General features: G+C 44.2%; 16 protein-coding genes and 1 pseudogene. 15 read left to right on the top strand and 2 right to left on the bottom strand.

Annotated features, from left to right (window positions below; genetic code table 11):
* Nucleotides 1-49 precede the first annotated feature (49 nt).
* The 8 genes and pseudogenes from icd to coaE all read left to right on the top strand — a co-directional run bounded on the left by icd (nt 50) and on the right by coaE (nt 10,116).
* Nucleotides 50-1,321: an NADP-dependent isocitrate dehydrogenase gene (gene icd, locus CW370_RS14920; RefSeq protein WP_014477637.1), complete on the top strand. Its 1,272-nt coding sequence runs from the start codon at nt 50-52 to the stop codon at nt 1,319-1,321.
* Nucleotides 1,322-1,364: 43 nt separating this feature from the next.
* Nucleotides 1,365-2,303 (top strand): malate dehydrogenase, encoded by a 939-nt coding sequence (mdh, locus tag CW370_RS14915; protein WP_003237775.1) that lies wholly within the window; start codon nt 1,365-1,367, stop codon nt 2,301-2,303.
* Between the two features lie 211 nt (nt 2,304-2,514).
* Nucleotides 2,515-3,237 (top strand): two-component system response regulator PhoP, encoded by a 723-nt coding sequence (phoP, locus tag CW370_RS14910; RefSeq protein WP_014477634.1) that lies wholly within the window; start codon nt 2,515-2,517, stop codon nt 3,235-3,237.
* Nucleotides 3,230-4,969 carry a sensory box histidine kinase PhoR gene (gene phoR, locus CW370_RS14905; RefSeq protein WP_046160730.1) on the top strand — a complete coding sequence of 580 codons (1,740 nt, stop codon included), beginning with the start codon at nt 3,230-3,232 and terminating at the stop codon, nt 4,967-4,969. The genes phoP and phoR overlap by 8 nt, the downstream gene beginning before the upstream one ends.
* A gap of 243 nt (nt 4,970-5,212) precedes the next feature.
* On the top strand, nt 5,213-7,855 hold the full coding sequence (gene polA, locus CW370_RS14900; protein ID WP_101169784.1) for a DNA polymerase I: 2,643 nt from the start codon (nt 5,213-5,215) through the stop codon (nt 7,853-7,855).
* 22 nt (nt 7,856-7,877) lie between these two features.
* Complete coding sequence (gene mutM / locus CW370_RS14895) at nt 7,878-8,708, top strand: DNA-formamidopyrimidine glycosylase (RefSeq protein ID WP_024572149.1); 831 nt, start codon at nt 7,878-7,880, stop codon at nt 8,706-8,708.
* Nucleotides 8,709-8,856: 148 nt separating this feature from the next.
* Nucleotides 8,857-9,507: pseudogene (gene ytaF, locus CW370_RS14890) on the top strand (sporulation membrane protein YtaF); the annotation flags it as partial.
* A 15-nt stretch (nt 9,508-9,522) separates the two neighbouring features.
* A complete protein-coding gene (coaE, locus tag CW370_RS14885) occupies nt 9,523-10,116 on the top strand; it encodes a dephospho-CoA kinase (RefSeq protein ID WP_004398928.1) in 594 nt (197 codons plus the stop codon).
* A gap of 42 nt (nt 10,117-10,158) precedes the next feature.
* Here the strand turns inward: coaE and ytbE are convergent, their stop codons facing one another.
* Both ytbE and CW370_RS14875 read right to left on the bottom strand, forming a co-directional pair.
* Complete coding sequence (gene ytbE, locus CW370_RS14880; protein WP_003229455.1) at nt 10,159-11,001, bottom strand: aldo/keto reductase YtbE; 843 nt, start codon at nt 10,999-11,001, stop codon at nt 10,159-10,161.
* Nucleotides 11,002-11,024: 23 nt separating this feature from the next.
* Nucleotides 11,025-12,215 (bottom strand): MFS transporter, encoded by a 1,191-nt coding sequence (locus CW370_RS14875; RefSeq protein WP_015483547.1) that lies wholly within the window; start codon nt 12,213-12,215, stop codon nt 11,025-11,027.
* Between the two features lie 183 nt (nt 12,216-12,398).
* Here CW370_RS14875 and CW370_RS14870 point away from each other — a divergent pair, with 183 nt between their 5' ends.
* From CW370_RS14870 to CW370_RS14840, 7 genes are all read left to right on the top strand, one after another.
* Nucleotides 12,399-12,779: a winged helix-turn-helix transcriptional regulator gene (locus CW370_RS14870; protein ID WP_003229458.1), complete on the top strand. Its 381-nt coding sequence runs from the start codon at nt 12,399-12,401 to the stop codon at nt 12,777-12,779.
* Between the two features lie 206 nt (nt 12,780-12,985).
* Nucleotides 12,986-14,008, top strand: a complete 1,023-nt coding sequence (locus CW370_RS14865) for a glyceraldehyde-3-phosphate dehydrogenase (RefSeq protein ID WP_003229459.1) — start codon at nt 12,986-12,988, stop codon at nt 14,006-14,008.
* Between the two features lie 238 nt (nt 14,009-14,246).
* Nucleotides 14,247-14,627, top strand: a complete 381-nt coding sequence (speD, locus tag CW370_RS14860; protein ID WP_003223584.1) for an adenosylmethionine decarboxylase — start codon at nt 14,247-14,249, stop codon at nt 14,625-14,627.
* 273 nt (nt 14,628-14,900) lie between these two features.
* On the top strand, nt 14,901-15,359 hold the full coding sequence (gene nrdR / locus CW370_RS14855) for a transcriptional regulator NrdR (protein ID WP_003223586.1): 459 nt from the start codon (nt 14,901-14,903) through the stop codon (nt 15,357-15,359).
* A gap of 114 nt (nt 15,360-15,473) precedes the next feature.
* On the top strand, nt 15,474-16,892 hold the full coding sequence (gene dnaB, locus CW370_RS14850; RefSeq protein WP_029946071.1) for a replication initiation membrane attachment protein DnaB: 1,419 nt from the start codon (nt 15,474-15,476) through the stop codon (nt 16,890-16,892).
* A 27-nt stretch (nt 16,893-16,919) separates the two neighbouring features.
* Complete coding sequence (dnaI, locus tag CW370_RS14845) at nt 16,920-17,855, top strand: primosomal protein DnaI (RefSeq protein ID WP_024573514.1); 936 nt, start codon at nt 16,920-16,922, stop codon at nt 17,853-17,855.
* 33 nt (nt 17,856-17,888) lie between these two features.
* Nucleotides 17,889-18,530 (top strand): TVP38/TMEM64 family protein, encoded by a 642-nt coding sequence (locus tag CW370_RS14840; protein ID WP_029946070.1) that lies wholly within the window; start codon nt 17,889-17,891, stop codon nt 18,528-18,530.
* The last annotated feature ends 46 nt before the right edge of the window (nt 18,531-18,576 follow it).

Below are 18,576 nucleotides of genomic sequence, written 5' to 3'. Positions count from 1 at the left end.
AAAATAAAATGTTTTCTAAATATGAATTACATACTGGGAGGTTTTTATTGTGGCACAAGGTGAAAAAATTACAGTCTCTAACGGAGTATTAAACGTACCAAACAACCCGATTATCCCATTTATCGAAGGAGACGGAACCGGTCCTGATATTTGGAACGCGGCTTCGAAGGTTTTGGAAGCAGCAGTAGAAAAAGCATACAAAGGCGAAAAGAAAATTACATGGAAAGAAGTTTACGCCGGAGAAAAGGCTTATAATAAAACAGGTGAGTGGCTCCCTGCTGAAACATTAGATGTGATCCGCGAATATTTCATCGCGATTAAAGGCCCGTTAACGACACCTGTCGGCGGCGGTATCCGTTCTTTGAACGTAGCGCTCAGACAAGAGCTTGACCTATTCGTCTGCTTAAGACCTGTAAGATACTTTACTGGAGTGCCGTCACCGGTAAAACGCCCTGAAGATACTGATATGGTCATCTTCCGTGAAAATACAGAAGATATTTACGCAGGCATCGAGTATGCAAAAGGCTCTGAAGAAGTGCAAAAGCTTATCAGCTTCCTTCAAAATGAGTTAAACGTCAACAAAATCCGTTTCCCTGAGACATCAGGTATCGGCATTAAGCCTGTTTCAGAAGAAGGAACAAGCCGCTTGGTCAGAGCTGCCATTGATTATGCGATCGAGCATGGCCGCAAATCTGTAACGCTTGTTCACAAAGGAAACATCATGAAGTTCACAGAAGGCGCCTTCAAAAACTGGGGCTATGAACTTGCTGAAAAAGAATACGGAGATAAAGTCTTCACATGGGCTCAATATGACCGCATTGCTGAAGAAGAAGGAAAAGACGCTGCCAACAAAGCGCAAAGCGAAGCGGAAGCAGCAGGAAAAATCATTATCAAAGACAGCATTGCTGACATTTTCCTTCAGCAGATCTTAACGCGTCCAAACGAGTTTGATGTCGTTGCGACAATGAACTTGAACGGAGATTACATTTCTGATGCTCTTGCTGCGCAAGTCGGCGGAATCGGCATTGCTCCTGGAGCGAACATCAACTACGAAACAGGACATGCGATTTTCGAGGCGACGCACGGAACGGCTCCTAAATATGCAGGCCTTGATAAAGTAAACCCATCTTCAGTTATTCTTTCAGGCGTTCTGCTTCTTGAGCATTTAGGATGGAACGAAGCGGCTGATTTGGTTATCAAATCTATGGAAAAAACAATCGCTTCCAAAGTCGTAACTTACGATTTTGCTAGATTAATGGACGGGGCGACTGAAGTGAAATGTTCAGAGTTCGGAGAAGAACTGATCAAAAACATGGACTAAGCAAGGAAAAAGCCTAAAACTAGCCATAAAGGAGAAGAGAGACATGGGAAATACTCGTAAAAAAGTTTCTGTTATCGGAGCAGGTTTTACCGGAGCTACAACTGCATTTTTAATCGCTCAAAAAGAGCTGGCAGACGTTGTTCTTGTTGACATTCCGCAATTGGAGAACCCGACAAAGGGAAAAGCGCTTGATATGCTTGAAGCAAGCCCGGTTCAAGGCTTTGACGCAAAAATTACGGGAACATCCAATTACGAGGATACAGCTGGCTCTGACATTGTTGTCATTACAGCCGGTATCGCAAGAAAACCTGGTATGAGCAGAGATGATCTGGTCTCTACAAACGAAAAGATTATGAGAAGCGTTACGCGGGAAATCGTGAAATATTCTCCTGACTCTATTATTGTGGTGCTGACAAATCCTGTTGATGCAATGACATACGCGGTGTACAAAGAATCAGGCTTCCCTAAAGAGCGTGTAATCGGCCAGTCCGGTGTGCTTGATACGGCAAGATTCAGAACATTTGTGGCAGAGGAATTAAACCTGTCAGTGAAAGATGTGACTGGTTTCGTACTCGGCGGACACGGTGACGATATGGTGCCGCTTGTGCGTTATTCTTATGCTGGCGGTATCCCGCTTGAAACTCTTATTCCGAAAGAACGGATTGACGCAATTGTGGAGCGCACTAGAAAAGGCGGAGGCGAAATCGTGAATCTTCTTGGAAACGGAAGCGCGTATTATGCGCCTGCGGCTTCTCTGACAGAAATGGTCGAAGCGATCTTGAAGGATCAGCGCCGCGTCCTTCCTACAATTGCTTATCTTGAAGGGGAATACGGCTATGAAGGCATCTACCTTGGTGTTCCTACAATTGTAGGCGGCAACGGTCTTGAGCAAATCATTGAACTTGAACTGACAGACTATGAAAGAGCGCAGCTGAATAAATCAGTTGAATCTGTCAAAAATGTCATGAAAGTATTATCCTAATAAAAAGAGAGAAAGGCTTGCTTAATACAGCCTTTCTCTTTTTACTATAAATGAAAGCGTTATCATAAACATCTATATTTCTTTTAAAAATGATGTAAAAGGCGAATTGTCGGAATGTCCTGCTTTCGCTAAAATAAAATCATGAAACATGTTAAGATGACATAAAATAGAGAAATAGGATGTCGGGGAATTATAATACTGGAGGCACAGCATGAACAAGAAAATTTTAGTTGTGGATGATGAAGAATCTATTGTTACTCTTTTACAGTACAATTTGGAACGGTCAGGCTATGATGTCATTACCGCCTCGGATGGGGAAGAAGCACTCAAAAAAGCGGAAACAGAGAAGCCTGATTTGATTGTGCTTGATGTGATGCTTCCAAAATTGGACGGAATCGAAGTATGCAAGCAGCTGAGACAGCAAAAACTGATGTTTCCCATTTTAATGCTGACAGCGAAGGATGAGGAATTCGACAAAGTATTAGGGCTTGAGCTCGGTGCTGATGATTATATGACCAAGCCGTTCAGTCCAAGGGAAGTAAATGCGAGAGTAAAAGCGATTTTAAGGCGTTCGGAAATGGCTGCGCCCTCTAGTGAGATGAAGAATGATGAAATGGAAGGCCAGATCGTAATTGGCGATCTGAAAATCCTGCCTGATCATTATGAAGCGTACTTTAAAGAAAGTCAGCTTGAACTGACACCGAAAGAATTCGAACTGCTGCTCTATTTAGGCAGACATAAAGGCAGAGTTCTGACAAGAGACCTGCTGCTGAGCGCAGTCTGGAATTATGATTTTGCCGGAGATACGAGAATTGTTGATGTGCACATCAGCCATCTTCGCGACAAAATTGAAAACAATACCAAAAAACCGATCTACATTAAAACGATTAGGGGATTGGGGTATAAACTGGAGGAGCCAAAAATGAATGAATAAATACCGTGTGCGCCTTTTTTCTGTATTCGTTGTCTGTATGATTCTGGTGTTTTGTGTCCTCGGGCTGTTTTTACAGCAGCTTTTTGAAACATCTGATCAAAGGAAAGCAGAGGAACACATTGAAAAAGAAGCAAAATACTTGGCTTCGCTTCTTGATGCCGGCAATCTGAATGATCAAGCAAATGAGAAAATCATTAAAGATGCAGGCGGCGCGCTTGATGTGAGCGCATCCGTTATCGATACAGACGGCAAGGTGCTGTATGGGTCAAACGGGAGAGCGGCTGATTCCCAAAAGGTGCAGGCGCTTGTTTCTGGACATGAGGGTATTCTGTCAACAACAGATAACAAGCTTTATTACGGACTTTCACTTAGAAGCGAAGGTGAAAAAACAGGATATGTGCTGCTTTCCGCCTCTGAAAAAAGCGACGGCTTAAAAGGCGAATTGTGGGGGATGCTGACGGCCAGTCTTTGTACCGCATTTATCGTCATTGTTTATTTTTATTCCAGCATGACCTCACGTTATAAAAGGTCAATTGAGTCAGCGACAAATGTAGCCACAGAACTCTCTAAGGGCAACTACGATGCACGGACGTACGGCGGCTATATTAGGCGTTCTGATAAGCTAGGACATGCGATGAACAGCCTTGCCATTGATCTGATGGAAATGACGCGAACGCAGGAAATGCAGCGGGATCGGCTGCTGACAGTCATTGAAAACATTGGTTCCGGGCTGATTATGATCGACGGAAGAGGCTTTATTAATCTCGTAAACAGGTCTTACGCCAAGCAGTTTCATATCAATCCGAATCATATGCTGCGCCGTCTTTATCACGATGCATTTGAACATGAAGAAGTGATCCAGCTTGTCGAAGACATTTTTATGACGGAGACAAAGAAATGCAAGCTGTTAAGACTTCCGATCAAAATAGAACGGCGTTATTTTGAAGTGGACGGCGTTCCGATTATGGGTCCGGACGATGAATGGAAAGGAATTGTGCTCGTTTTCCATGACATGACGGAAACAAAGAAATTAGAGCAGATGAGGAAGGATTTTGTGGCCAATGTTTCTCATGAGCTGAAAACGCCGATTACGTCCATAAAAGGGTTTACGGAGACGTTATTGGATGGGGCGATGGAGGACAAAGAGGCGCTTTCTGAATTTCTCTCTATTATTCTTAAGGAAAGCGAAAGGCTTCAGTCTTTGGTTCAGGATTTGCTCGATCTCTCAAAAATCGAGCAGCAAAATTTCACGCTCAGTATCGAAACGTTTGAGCCGGCCAAAATGCTTGGTGAGATTGAAACGCTTCTGAAGCATAAGGCGGATGAGAAAGGCATCTCCTTGCAACTGAATGTCCCGAAAGACCCTCAATATGTATCTGGTGACCCGTACAGGCTGAAACAGGTATTTCTTAATCTCGTAAACAATGCATTAACCTACACGCCTGAGGGGGGCTCCGTGGCTATCAATGTAAAGCCCAGAGAAAAAGACATTCAGATTGAGGTTGCCGATTCTGGAATTGGAATTCAGAAAGAAGAAATTCCGCGCATCTTTGAACGCTTTTACCGCGTAGATAAAGACAGAAGCAGGAATTCGGGCGGAACAGGGCTGGGCCTTGCGATTGTCAAGCATTTAATAGAGGCTCATGAAGGGAAAATTGATGTCACAAGCGAGCCTGGACGGGGAACTGTCTTTACCGTGACGCTGAAACGGGCCGCTGAAAAGTCCGCCTAATGTTTACAAAGGTTTAACAATATCTTCATGCACTGTTAAACCTATGCTGGTAGGATGTAGTAGAACCCCTTCATCCAAGGAGCCAATTTTGACGGCGGGAACCTATTTGTGTTCCCGTCCTTTTTTGTGTCTTCTCTTATAGTTCACGTATTTTCCTTTCAAATTGAACTTTGTTAAAATAAGAGGAGCTAATGACTATGTAAGAGATGAATGGAAGCCTGAGGCTTCTTAGGAGGAAATTGAATGACGGAACGAAAAAAATTAGTGCTTGTAGACGGAAACAGTCTGGCTTACCGGGCGTTTTTTGCATTGCCGCTGTTAAGCAATGATAAAGGTGTTCATACAAATGCTGTATACGGCTTTGCGATGATTTTGATGAAAATGCTTGAGGATGAAAAACCGACGCACATGCTGGTTGCGTTTGATGCCGGGAAAACAACATTTCGTCACGGCACATTTAAAGAATATAAAGGCGGCAGACAGAAAACCCCGCCTGAGCTTTCCGAACAAATGCCGTTTATCCGCGAGCTGCTGGATGCCTACCAGATCAGCCGCTATGAACTGGAACAATATGAAGCGGATGATATTATCGGCACACTGGCCAAATCGGCTGAAAAAGACGGATTTGAAGTTAAGGTTTTCTCAGGAGATAAGGATTTAACCCAGCTGGCAACGGACAAAACGACAGTTGCCATTACGAGAAAGGGAATTACCGATGTTGAATTTTACACACCGGAGCATGTCAAAGAGAAATACGGGCTTACGCCTGAACAAATCATTGACATGAAGGGTCTGATGGGCGATTCCTCAGATAATATTCCGGGTGTGCCCGGCGTCGGAGAAAAGACTGCGATTAAGCTTTTAAAACAATTTGATTCCGTTGAAAAGCTGCTGGAGTCCATTGACGAGGTGAGCGGAAAGAAATTGAAGGAAAAGCTTGAGGAGTTTAAGGATCAGGCATTGATGAGCAAGGAGCTTGCGACAATTATGACGGATGCTCCGATTGAGGTATCTGTTTCCGCCCTGGAATATCAAGGCTTTAATCGTGAACAGGTCATTGCCATCTTTAAAGATCTTGGCTTCAACACGCTTCTTGAACGGCTTGGAGAAGACAGTGCAGAAGCAGAACAGGATCAATCGTTGGAAGACATTAATGTCAAAACAGTCACAGACGTGACAAGCGATATATTTGTTTCTCCATCCGCATTTGTCGTTGAACAGATTGGCGATAATTATCATGAAGAGCCGATTCTCGGATTTTCGATCGTAAATGAAATGGGGGCTTATTTCATTCCGAAAGACATTGCCGTTGAGTCTGAGGTGTTTAAAGAATGGGTGGAAAATGACGAGCAGAAGAAATGGGTCTTCGACAGCAAGCGGGCTGTTGTCGCTTTGCGCTGGCAGGGCATTGAGCTGAAAGGAGCCGAGTTTGATACGCTCCTTGCGGCTTATATCATCAACCCGGGCAATTCATATGACGACGTTGCGAGTGTGGCTAAGGATTACGGCCTGCATATCGTTTCAAGTGATGAATCAGTTTATGGAAAAGGAGCAAAACGGGCAGTGCCGTCAGAAGACGTACTGTCTGAGCACCTTGGCCGAAAAGCGTTAGCGATTCAAAGCCTTCGGGAAAAGCTCGTTCAGGAGCTGGAAAACAACGACCAGCTTGAACTGTTTGAAGAGCTGGAAATGCCTCTTGCGCTTATTCTTGGAGAAATGGAATCAACTGGCGTCAAGGTCGATGTTGACCGTTTAAAACGGATGGGCGAAGAACTGGGTGCGAAGCTGAAGGAATATGAAGAAAAAATCCATGAGATTGCGGGAGAGCCGTTTAACATCAATTCTCCGAAACAGCTAGGCGTCATCTTATTTGAAAAGATCGGCCTTCCTGTCGTAAAGAAAACGAAAACAGGCTATTCTACGTCTGCCGATGTGCTTGAAAAGCTGGCTGACAAGCATGATATTGTCGACTATATTTTACAGTACAGACAAATTGGCAAGCTTCAATCAACATATATCGAAGGGCTTTTAAAGGTGACGAGACCGGATTCGCATAAAGTGCACACGCGATTTAACCAGGCCTTAACGCAAACTGGCCGTCTCAGCTCGACTGATCCGAACCTGCAAAACATTCCGATCAGGCTTGAGGAAGGGCGGAAAATTCGCCAAGCTTTTGTGCCGTCTGAAAAAGACTGGCTCATTTTTGCAGCCGATTATTCACAAATCGAGCTGCGGGTGCTTGCCCATATTTCAAAGGATGAAAATCTGATCGAAGCTTTTACAAATGATATGGATATTCACACGAAAACGGCAATGGATGTGTTCCATGTCGCTAAGGATGAAGTGACATCTGCGATGAGACGCCAGGCGAAAGCGGTCAACTTTGGCATTGTTTACGGGATCAGCGATTACGGTCTGTCACAGAACCTCGGCATTACTCGGAAGGAAGCGGGAGCATTTATCGACCGCTATCTGGAAAGCTTCCAAGGCGTAAAAGCGTACATGGAAGATTCAGTACAGGAAGCGAAGCAAAAAGGATACGTAACAACGCTTATGCATCGCCGCCGCTACATCCCTGAGCTGACGAGCCGGAACTTTAATATCCGAAGTTTTGCAGAGCGGACGGCCATGAATACGCCGATTCAAGGAAGCGCCGCTGATATTATCAAAAAAGCCATGATTGACATGGCTGCCAAGCTGAAAGAAAAACAGTTGAAAGCAAGGCTTCTGCTTCAAGTACACGATGAATTGATTTTTGAGGCGCCAAAGGAAGAAATTGAAATTCTTGAAAAGCTTGTTCCTGAAGTGATGGAGCATGCGCTTGCATTAGATGTGCCGTTAAAGGTGGACTTTGCATCAGGCCCATCTTGGTACGATGCGAAATAAACAGAGATAGGAAGTGATGGATGTGCCGGAATTACCAGAGGTTGAGACGGTCCGGCGCACTCTGACCGGGCTTGTAAAGGGAAAAACAATCAAATCGGTAGAGATCAGATGGCCGAATATCATCAAACGGCCTGCCGAACCGGAGGAATTTGCGCGAAAACTAGCAGGAGAAACGATACAGTCCATCGGAAGACGGGGAAAGTTTTTACTGTTTCATTTAGATCATTATGTTATGGTTTCTCACCTTCGAATGGAAGGAAAATACGGTCTTCATCAAGCCGAGGAGCCTGACGATAAACACGTGCATGTCATATTCACGATGACGGATGGAACCCAGCTTCGGTACAGGGATGTGCGGAAATTTGGAACCATGCACTTATTTAAACCGGGAGAAGAAGCGGGCGAGCTCCCGCTTTCTCAGTTAGGTCCGGAGCCGGATGCAGAAGAATTTACGAGTGCGTATTTAAAAGAACGGCTTGCGAAAACAAACCGCGCTGTCAAAACTGCCCTACTGGATCAAAAAACGGTAGTTGGACTAGGGAACATTTATGTGGATGAGGCTCTTTTCAGAGCGGGTGTCCATCCCGAGACAAAAGCAAATCAATTATCAGATAAAACAATCAAAACCCTTCACTCTGAAATCAAAAACACTCTGCAGGAGGCGATTGATGCGGGCGGAAGCACAGTCCGTTCATATATCAACTCCCAAGGGGAAATCGGAATGTTCCAGCTGCAGCATTTTGTCTACGGAAAAAAAGACGAGCCATGCAAAAATTGCGGAACGATGATTTCGAAAATTGTCGTTGGAGGAAGAGGCACGCATTTTTGCGCAAAGTGCCAGAAAAAAAAGTAGCATAATGCTTCATCGTCCAAGCTGTCAGTGCATATATCAGTAACTCTGTAATGGAGGATGCCATTTTCGAAACACGGATTTTTCACTTTCCCATATATATGATTGTGATGAATCCCGGGCATTTCACATCTGATACAAGAGCACCAACAGAAAGGAAGAAACGGATATGCAAATGGTTTCTATACTGCTGCTGGCGTTGGCTGTCAGCTTGGACAGTTTTTCAGTCGGATTTACGTACGGATTGAGAAAAATGAAAATACCGTTTAAAGCGATTTTGGTTATCGCCTGCTGTTCCGGTGCTGTCATGTTTATATCCATGCTGATCGGAAGCTTTCTCACGAAGTTTTTTCCTGTATATGTGACGGAGAAGCTTGGCGGTTTGATATTGGTTGGAATCGGTGCGTGGGTTCTGTACCAATTCTTCAAACCGGCAAAAGATAAAGAATACCTATTGCATGAAAAAACGCTGCTTAATTTAGAGGTTCGGTCATTAGGGATTGTGATTCATATTTTGAGAAAACCCATGAGTGCGGATATCGACAAATCGGGTGTGATCAACGGAATTGAGGCGGTCTTATTGGGATTTGCCTTATCGATTGATGCCTTTGGAGCAGGTATAGGCGCAGCCATTCTCGGTTTTTCGCCGATTGTGATGAGCATCGCCGTGGCAATCATGAGCTCGCTGTTTGTATCAATTGGAATCAATGCCGGCCATTTTCTGTCTAAGTGGAAATGGATCGATAAAATGGCGTTTTTGCCGGGGCTTCTATTAATCACGATTGGGCTCTGGAAATTGTAAAAAGGAGTGGATCTCTTGACCTTAGTCATTGGTTTAACGGGAGGAATAGCTAGCGGCAAAAGCACGGTAGCCAATATGCTGATTGAAAAAGGAATAACAGTTATAGATGCAGATATCATTGCAAAACAAGCGGTAGAAAAAGGGATGCCGGCCTACCGGCAAATCATTGACGAATTCGGTGAAGACATACTGCTCTCAAATGGCGATATAGATCGAAAAAAGCTTGGAGCGCTGGTATTTACAAATGAACAAAAGCGTCTCGCTCTAAATGCAATTGTTCATCCCGCAGTCAGGCAGGAAATGCTCAATCGCCGTGATGAAGCCGTTGCAAATCGGGAGGCATTTGTTGTATTGGATATCCCGCTATTGTTCGAAAGCAAATTGGAATCATTGGTTGATAAAATTATTGTGGTCAGTGTGACAAAAGAGCTTCAACTGGAACGTCTGATGAAGCGCAATCAGCTGACGGAAGAAGAAGCAGTCAGCCGTATCCGCTCTCAAATGCCCTTAGAGGAAAAAACAGCAAGAGCAGATCAAGTCATTGATAACAGCGGCACGCTTGAAGAGACCAAAAGGCAGCTTGATGAAATCATGAACAGCTGGGCATAATACAAAAAACACCGTTCATATTGAACGGTGTTTTTTTTGCCATTAAAAATCAAAGTTGTCCGGATCAGGACCGACGCGCAAGTTTTCATTCAGTGCATCGATTCGGTTCATGTCATCCTGCGTTAATTCAAAGTCAAATACGCTTGCATTTTCTTTAATGCGGTGTTCCTTCGTTGATTTAGGAATCGTAATGATGCCATGCTGCAGATCCCAGCGCAAAATAATTTGTGCGACAGATTTATTATATGTTTGAGCGATGTCAGCCAATACAGGGTGATCCAGCAGCTGTCCCTGCATTAAAGGTGACCAAGCCTCCATCTGGATGCCCTGATTTTGGCAGTATCTTATCAACTCTTTTTGTGTGAGGCGCGGGTGAAATTCCACTTGGTTAATCATAGGCTTAATTTCAGCTGCCGTCATCAGATCTTCAAGATGGTGAATTTGGAAGTTGCTTACGCCAATCGCTTTGATACGGCCTTCTTTATACAGTGTTTCAAGCGCTCTCCAAGCTTCTTTATACTTTCCTTCTACAGGCCAGTGGATGAGGTATAGATCCAAATAATCCAGACCGAGTTTGGACAGACTTGTTTCAAACGCGGCGAGTGTTTCTTCGTAGCCTAAATCCGCATTCCATACTTTCGATGTGATAAACAGATCCTCTCTTGAAATGCCTGCTTCTTCAATGCCTTCCCGAATCCCTTCTCCGACTCCAGCTTCATTTCCATAGATTGCTGCAGTATCAATACTGCGGTACCCGTGAACAATGGCAGTTTTAACTGCGTTTACCAGTTCAGATCCTTCTTCCACTTGGAACACGCCGAGGCCGAACCAAGGCATTTCTACCCCATTATGAAGTGTTGCTTTTGCTTGTAAATGTGTTGTCATGTTCATTTCCTCCTTTAAAATTGTCAGGCTTCCTGCCGATCTCGTTTTTCCATCAAGCGGCTCCAGCCTGTTAAAATGACTGCACCGACCACCATTAATCCGCCTATCCAAGCGGTATGAATCAATCCGATTGAATCGGTGATCACACCGCCAAGGTATGACCCAAGCGCGATCCCTGCATTAAAGGCAGCGATATTCATCGCGGATGCGACGTCAACTGCACTCGGGACAAAACGCTCAGCCAGCATGACGACATACACCTGAAGGCCGGGCACGTTCATAAAGGCCAGCAATCCCATACAGAGAATGGTAATGAGCCCAGCTGCTTGATACGGGGCTGTAAATGTCAGTACGAATAGAACAATTGCCTGTACGATAAACATATAGAATAAAGCGGCAATTGGATTTCGGTTTGACAGCTTTCCGCCAATCATATTGCCGATAGCAATAGCTATTCCGTATCCGAGCAGAATCACTGCAACAGTCCCGGCTTTGAAGCCTGTTACTTCCTGAAGCAGGGGAGACAGATACGTGAACACAACGAATGTTCCTCCGTATCCAAGCGCTGTAATGACAAATAAAAGCAATAACCGGCTGTTTGTCACAAGCTTCAATTGATCCCGCATCGTTGTTTTCGTCCCTTTTCGTAATTTGGACGGTACAAGAATGCCATTTGTAATGAAAGCAATGATTCCGACGGCGATAATGACCATAAAGGCGAAACGCCAGCCGAACTGCTGGCCGATAAATGTCCCAAAAGGAACTCCGGTTACAGTTGCCACAGTGAGGCCAGTAAACATAATTGAAATCGCGCTAGCCCTTTTATCCTCCGGGACAATATCCGCTGCGATTGTCGAACCGATCGACATAAACACACCGTGCGAAAATGCCGATATCACACGTGCTGCTAGTAAAATCCCGATGCTTGAAGCGGTTGCTGCCATCGTATTACCGGCAATAAAAATAAACATGATCCAAAGCAATAGTGTCTTACGTGACATGCTTGAGGTCAATGAAGTTAATATAGGTGCCCCAAATGTAACGCCGAGCGCATAAAGGGAAACGGTCAATCCTGCTGTCGTGACTGGAATATCCAGGTCATCAGCAATGAGCGGCAAAAGGCCGACACTGATAAATTCAGTTGTCCCTATTGCGAATGCACTTACGGCCAAAGCCAGTAGTGCAGGAATACTGCTTTTATTGGCTGAAGTCATGATGTTCCTCCTTTGTAAGATGTGTTGTATGATTGAAATTCTGCCGAGTAAGCTATATAAATAAAAAAGAGCAGATTCAAATCAGCCGGCAAATGTGATTATGAAACATATCGTTAAGAAATAAAAGTACGTACTTTGAAGTGCTATAGTCACTTTTTGGTGCCTGTGAGGAGAATGGATTGTATGGAGAAGAAAAAATATAACATTTCTGTTGAAGCGACTCTTGAAGTGATCGGTGGGAAATGGAAATGCGTCATTTTATGCCATCTGACGCACGGAAAAAAACGCACAAGTGAATTAAAACGCCTAATGCCCAACATCACGCAAAAAATGCTGACTCAGCAGCTGCGCGAGCTGGAAGCGGACGGTGTCATTAACCGAATCGTATATAATCAAGTTCCTCCCAAAGTGGAATACGAGCTCAGCGAATACGGCCGCAGCTTAGAAGGGATTTTAGATATGCTGTGTGCTTGGGGAGCGAATCATATTAACAGAGTGTACGGGGATACATTTTCTGTGCTAGAAGAAAGTGTGCTCAATGATAAGTTAAAACAGGAATCATAAAGCATGAGGCAGTCAGTGCGGAGCGCTGGCTGCTTTTTGGTTCTTATACGCCTGATATTCTGTGCAAGAAAACATAAGATGCATCATAAATTAGCGTTATAATCGTTGATTTTTATCAATATGTACTGGCGAATTTGTTTTAATGTGTTATACTAATTTTAGATAGTAACAAATTAGGATGGCATAATTGATAAGGGGTGTCCAACATGAAGGTAAAAGTAGCGATCAACGGGTTTGGAAGAATCGGAAGAATGGTTTTTAGAAAAGCGATGTTAGACGATCAAATTCAAGTAGTGGCCATTAACGCCAGCTATTCCGCAGAAACGCTGGCTCATTTAATAAAGTATGACACAATTCACGGCAGATACGACAAAGAGGTTGTGGCTGGTGAAGACAGCCTGATCGTAAATGGAAAGAAAGTGCTTTTGTTAAACAGCCGTGATCCAAAACAGCTGCCTTGGCGGGAATATGATATTGACATAGTCGTCGAAGCAACAGGGAAGTTTAATGCTAAAGATAAAGCGATGGGCCATATAGAAGCAGGTGCAAAAAAAGTGATTTTGACCGCTCCGGGAAAAAATGAAGACGTTACCATTGTGATGGGCGTAAATGAGGACCAATTCGACGCTGAGCGCCATGTCATTATTTCAAATGCGTCATGCACGACAAATTGCCTTGCGCCTGTTGTAAAAGTACTGGATGAAGAGTTTGGCATTGAGAGCGGTCTGATGACTACAGTTCATGCGTATACGAATGACCAAAAAAATATTGATAACCCGCACAAAGATTTGCGCCGGGCGCGGGCTTGCGGTGAATCCATCATTCCGACAACAACAGGAGCGGCAAAGGCGCTTTCGCTTGTGCTGCCGCATCTGAAAGGAAAACTTCACGGCCTCGCCTTGCGTGTCCCTGTTCCGAACGTCTCATTGGTTGATCTCGTTGTTGATCTGAAAACGGATGTTACGGCTGAAGAAGTAAACGAGGCATTTAAACGCGCTGCCAAAACGTCGATGTACGGTGTACTTGATTACTCAGATGAACCGCTCGTTTCGACTGATTATAATACGAATCCGCATTCAGCGGTCATTGACGGGCTTACAACAATGGTAATGGAAGACAGGAAAGTAAAGGTGCTGGCGTGGTATGACAACGAATGGGGCTACTCCTGCAGAGTTGTTGATCTGATCCGCCATGTAGCGGCACGAATGAAACATCCGTCTGCTGTATAAAATAAGGTCATGGACACATTTTAAAGAAAAAACCCTTAACAGCATATTTCTGAAAAAACGCACCTTGCAAATTAGACTTAAACACAGTATACTATTTTTCGTGAACTTCTTGCTTGAGACTGTTTCGGAATTACTTAAAGGGTTAGGACCTCTCCGGACTAACTTTCCCCCGTGGTAAATGGCCGACCCAGTTGTTGGAATTTCACTTTTTAATTCTTGTTAAGGGGGGTCCATGACTATGGAAACAATGGGGCGTCACGTTATCTCCGAGCTATGGGGATGCGATTTTGATAAGCTGAATGACATGGATTTTATTGAAAAAACGTTTGTAAATGCTGCTCTAAAATCAGGTGCTGAGGTGCGCGAGGTTGCATTTCACAAATTTGCACCGCAAGGCGTAAGCGGAGTTGTGATAATTTCTGAATCACACTTAACGATTCACAGTTTTCCTGAGCACGGATATGCGAGCATTGATGTTTATACTTGTGGAGACTTAGATCCTAATGTCGCTGCTGATTACATTGCAGAGGCATTACATGCTGATACAAGAGAAAACATTGAAATACCAAGAGGAATGGGGCCTGTGCAAATTAAACAGGCGCAAGCGAAAGTACTATAAAGTAAATTGCGAACACAAAGGGAGCTGAAGCTAGAAAGCCATTATGCGCTTTTTAGCTTATGCTCCTTTTATTTTTATAAAGAAACGAGAGTGTCAGCTTTTTCTTTTTTCATTTTTTTTGTAAAATAAGAAAGAGATTTTCACAAACCACCTAATGCTATAGAAACAAATTTAACAACGGCTCTCCCGACAGATGCTGTCACATCTATTTTTAAAAGGCGGAGGCTGCCGAAAATACATTGCAGGGAACGATATAGTTGGGAGCTGATTTTATTGAAATGTCCTTCATGCCAGCATAACGGAACACGAGTCCTTGATTCACGGCCTGTGGATGACGGAAAGTCGATTCGCCGAAGACGCGAGTGCGAATCCTGCCACTACCGGTTTACGACCTTTGAGAAAGTGGAGGAAACCCCGCTCATCGTCGTGAAAAAAGAAGGTGTGCGTGAGGAATTCAGCAGAGAAAAAATGCTGCGCGGCCTCATAAAAGCATGTGAAAAAAGGCCTGTTTCACTCAAAACGCTTGAAGACATGTGCTTTGATATTGAAAAAGAGCTTCGCAATCAAGGCTGCTCCGAGGTGAAGAGTGAGCTCGTCGGAGAAATGGTCATGGACCGGCTGGCTAAGATTGACGAAGTCGCATATGTGCGGTTCGCGTCCGTCTATCGGCAGTTTAAAGATATAAACGTCTTTATCGACGAATTAAAAGACTTAATAAAGAAAGAGCGTTAAAAGAGCTAAGAGGATTCTTCTAGCTCTTTTCTCATGTGCAAAATTGGCATTTGATAGATATAAGAAACGGTGTAAAATGAATGGTAGAAACAAATTCGGAAGGTTTGAGAATGTATGGCTGACTATTGGAAAGATGTACTGCCTGTAGACCCGTATGTGGTTAAAAGCAGATCGATGCTGCAGGATGTTGACAGACAAATTATTACACAACTGTACCAGCCCTTAATCGGCCCTGTTGCATTCTCTCTTTATATGACATTGTGGGGAGAGCTTGAACAAAACCGTCTGTGGGGCGGAGAGTCCACACATAGACAGCTGATGGGGATGACACAGTCCAACTTAAAAACGATCCATCAGGAACAGGGGAAGCTCGAGGGCATCGGATTGCTGAAAGTATATATGAAAGAATCCGAGCGGCAGGAGCGCCTCTTTATATATGAACTCCTTCCGCCGCTCAGACCAAATGAATTTTTTGAAGACGGAATGCTGAATGTTTTTCTGTATAATAGAGTCGGAAAAACGAAATATCAGCAATTAAAACAATTTTTTACGCACCCGGCCATTTCAGAAGATGCGAAGGACATTACGCGGCCGTTTAATCACGCGTTTGAATCGCTGCAGCCGAGTGAATGGAAGCTCACATCCGATATGGAGGAAACGGTAAGGCTTGCCGAGGGGTCCGAGTATACTTCTGTCGGACAGTCTCCGTCCTACACCATAACGGAGGATGTGTTTGATTTTGATTTGTTTTTAGCGGGACTTTCTGAGACGATGATACCGAGAAAAGCGATGACCCAGCAGGTGCGGGACACAATCAAAAAGCTTTCTTACCTGTACGGAATTGATCCTTTGCAAATGCAAAACGTTGTGATGAGCGCAATTGATGAGCGTGACGTCATTACGACGGAGGCATTAAGAAAAGCGGCGAGCGACTGGTATCAAATTGAAAGAAACGGACAGCTGCCCGATTTGGTGGAAAAAACACAGCCGGTGCATCTGCGTGAAGGCGAAAAACCGGCAGAAGAGGATTCTCTGGATGGGAAGCTGATCGCATTGCTGGAGGCGATTTCCCCGAAGAAGCTTCTGCAGGACATTGCTGACGGAACAGAGCCGTCAAAAGCTGATCTGAAGATCATAGAAGAAATTATGTTCGAACAGAAGCTCGAGCCAGGCGTCACAAATGTGTTAATTTATTATGTCATGCTGAAAACCGACATGAAGCTGTCGAAAAACTATATCCAAAAAATCGCTTCGCATTGGGCACGCAAAAAGGTGAAAACGGTCAGGGAAGCGATGAAGCTCGCAATAGAAGAAAACCGCCAGTATCTTGAATGGGCTGAGGGAAAAACAAAGTCTTCGAAACGAAACCAAAAAGTGATTCGTGAAGAAAAGCTTCCTGATTGGATGACAGAAAAGGAAACAGCGTCCGATTCAGAATCCGGACAGCAGAAGCTGCATCCGCAGGATTTGGAAGAACAGAAGAAAAAGATGATGGAAGAAATGCAAAAACTGAAAAAATACTCTGCCTATTAAAGACAGAGATGCGGGGTGAAGGAATAGATGGAACCAATCGGCCGTTCCCTGCAGGGCGTAACCGGCAGGCCGGATTTCCAAAAACGTCTTGAACAAATGAAGGAAAAAGTCATGAAAGATCAAGATGTTCAAGCATTTTTGAAGGAAAACGAAGAAGTGATTGACCAAAAAATGATCGAAAAGAGCTTAAATAAGCTTTATGAATATATCGAACAAAGCAAGAATTGCTCCTATTGTTCGGAAGATGAAAACTGCAACAATTTGTTGGAGGGCTACCATCCGAAGCTTGTTGTCAATGGGCGGTCTATTGATATCGAGTATTATGAATGTCCAGTCAAACGGAAGCTCGACCAGCAGAAGAAACAAAAGTCTCTTATGAGAAGCATGTATATCCAGCAGGATCTTCTCGGAGCGACGTTCCAGCAAGTCGATATTAGTGACCCGAGCAGGCTCGCGATGTTCCAGCATGTTACAGACTTCCTGAAAAGCTATAATGAGACGGGAAAAGGGAAAGGATTATATTTATACGGGAAATTCGGGGTAGGAAAAACGTTTATGCTCGCTGCGATTGCCAATGAGCTGGCGGAAAAAGAGTATTCTTCCATGATTGTCTATGTGCCTGAATTTGTGAGAGAGCTTAAGAATTCGCTGCAAGACCAGACATTGGAAGAGAAGCTCAATATGGTAAAGACCACACCCGTATTGATGCTTGATGACATCGGAGCAGAATCAATGACAAGCTGGGTAAGGGATGAAGTCATCGGAACGGTGCTTCAGCACAGAATGTCCCAGCAGCTGCCTACTTTCTTTTCTTCTAATTTCTCACCTGACGAGCTGAAGCATCATTTTACGTATTCGCAAAGGGGGGAAAAGGAAGAAGTAAAAGCGGCAAGATTAATGGAGCGGATATTATATTTGGCTGCTCCGATCCGCCTTGACGGAGAAAACCGCCGCCATCCGTAACTGCTGCGGTTCAAAGGGGAAGGAACTGAGGGTATGAATCGAAAAACCGCTTTTAAATGGCTGGCAGTGCTGGCAGGTGCAGGTTTAATCTTTTGGGGAAATAAAATATATTTGAATGTATCGCCGAAAGAGATCAGGGTATGGGTATTGTCGTTCGGAGTCTTTGCACCTTTGATGTTTATCGGGATATCCATCGTCAGGCCACTTGTTTTATTTCCGGTGTCTGTTATTTCAATAGCTGGCGGACTTGCGTTTGGCCCGCTTCTCGGCACGCTTTATACGTTATTCGGTTCGATGTGCGCTTCAGCTGTTTCGTTTTTTGCGGCCGGTTTGTTTGCGGCGAAAAAGAACGGGCATTACGAAAGGCTTGAAGCCATACAGAAGCAAATGGAAGATAACGGATTTTTCTATATCTTTCTTTTGAGAATCCTGCCGATCAATTTTGATTTCGTCAGCTATGCGGCAGGCCTTTCCAATGTCAAAGCGCTGCCGTATTTTGCGGCAACGGCTGTGGGAATCATCCCTGGGACCATTGCGCTTAATGTGCTGGGTGCGAGCTTTTTGGCTGGTAATCTGCCCGCTTTCTTTATGGTGCTCGCTTTGTATATCGTGTTTATCTCGCTGCCATTTATCTTCAGAAAGAAAATGCAAAACTTGTTCCAGGAATCAAATTAAGATTTGCCAATGACCTTTACGTCTATTTTAAAAACATCCCCCATAT

Origin of the sequence: Bacillus sp. SN32 (genome assembly GCF_002837495.1) — a bacterium.
Lineage (GTDB): Bacteria > Bacillota > Bacilli > Bacillales > Bacillaceae > Bacillus > Bacillus subtilis.
The sequence above is the reverse complement of the archived record's forward strand: the minus strand, read 5'-3'. Positions and strand labels throughout refer to the sequence as shown.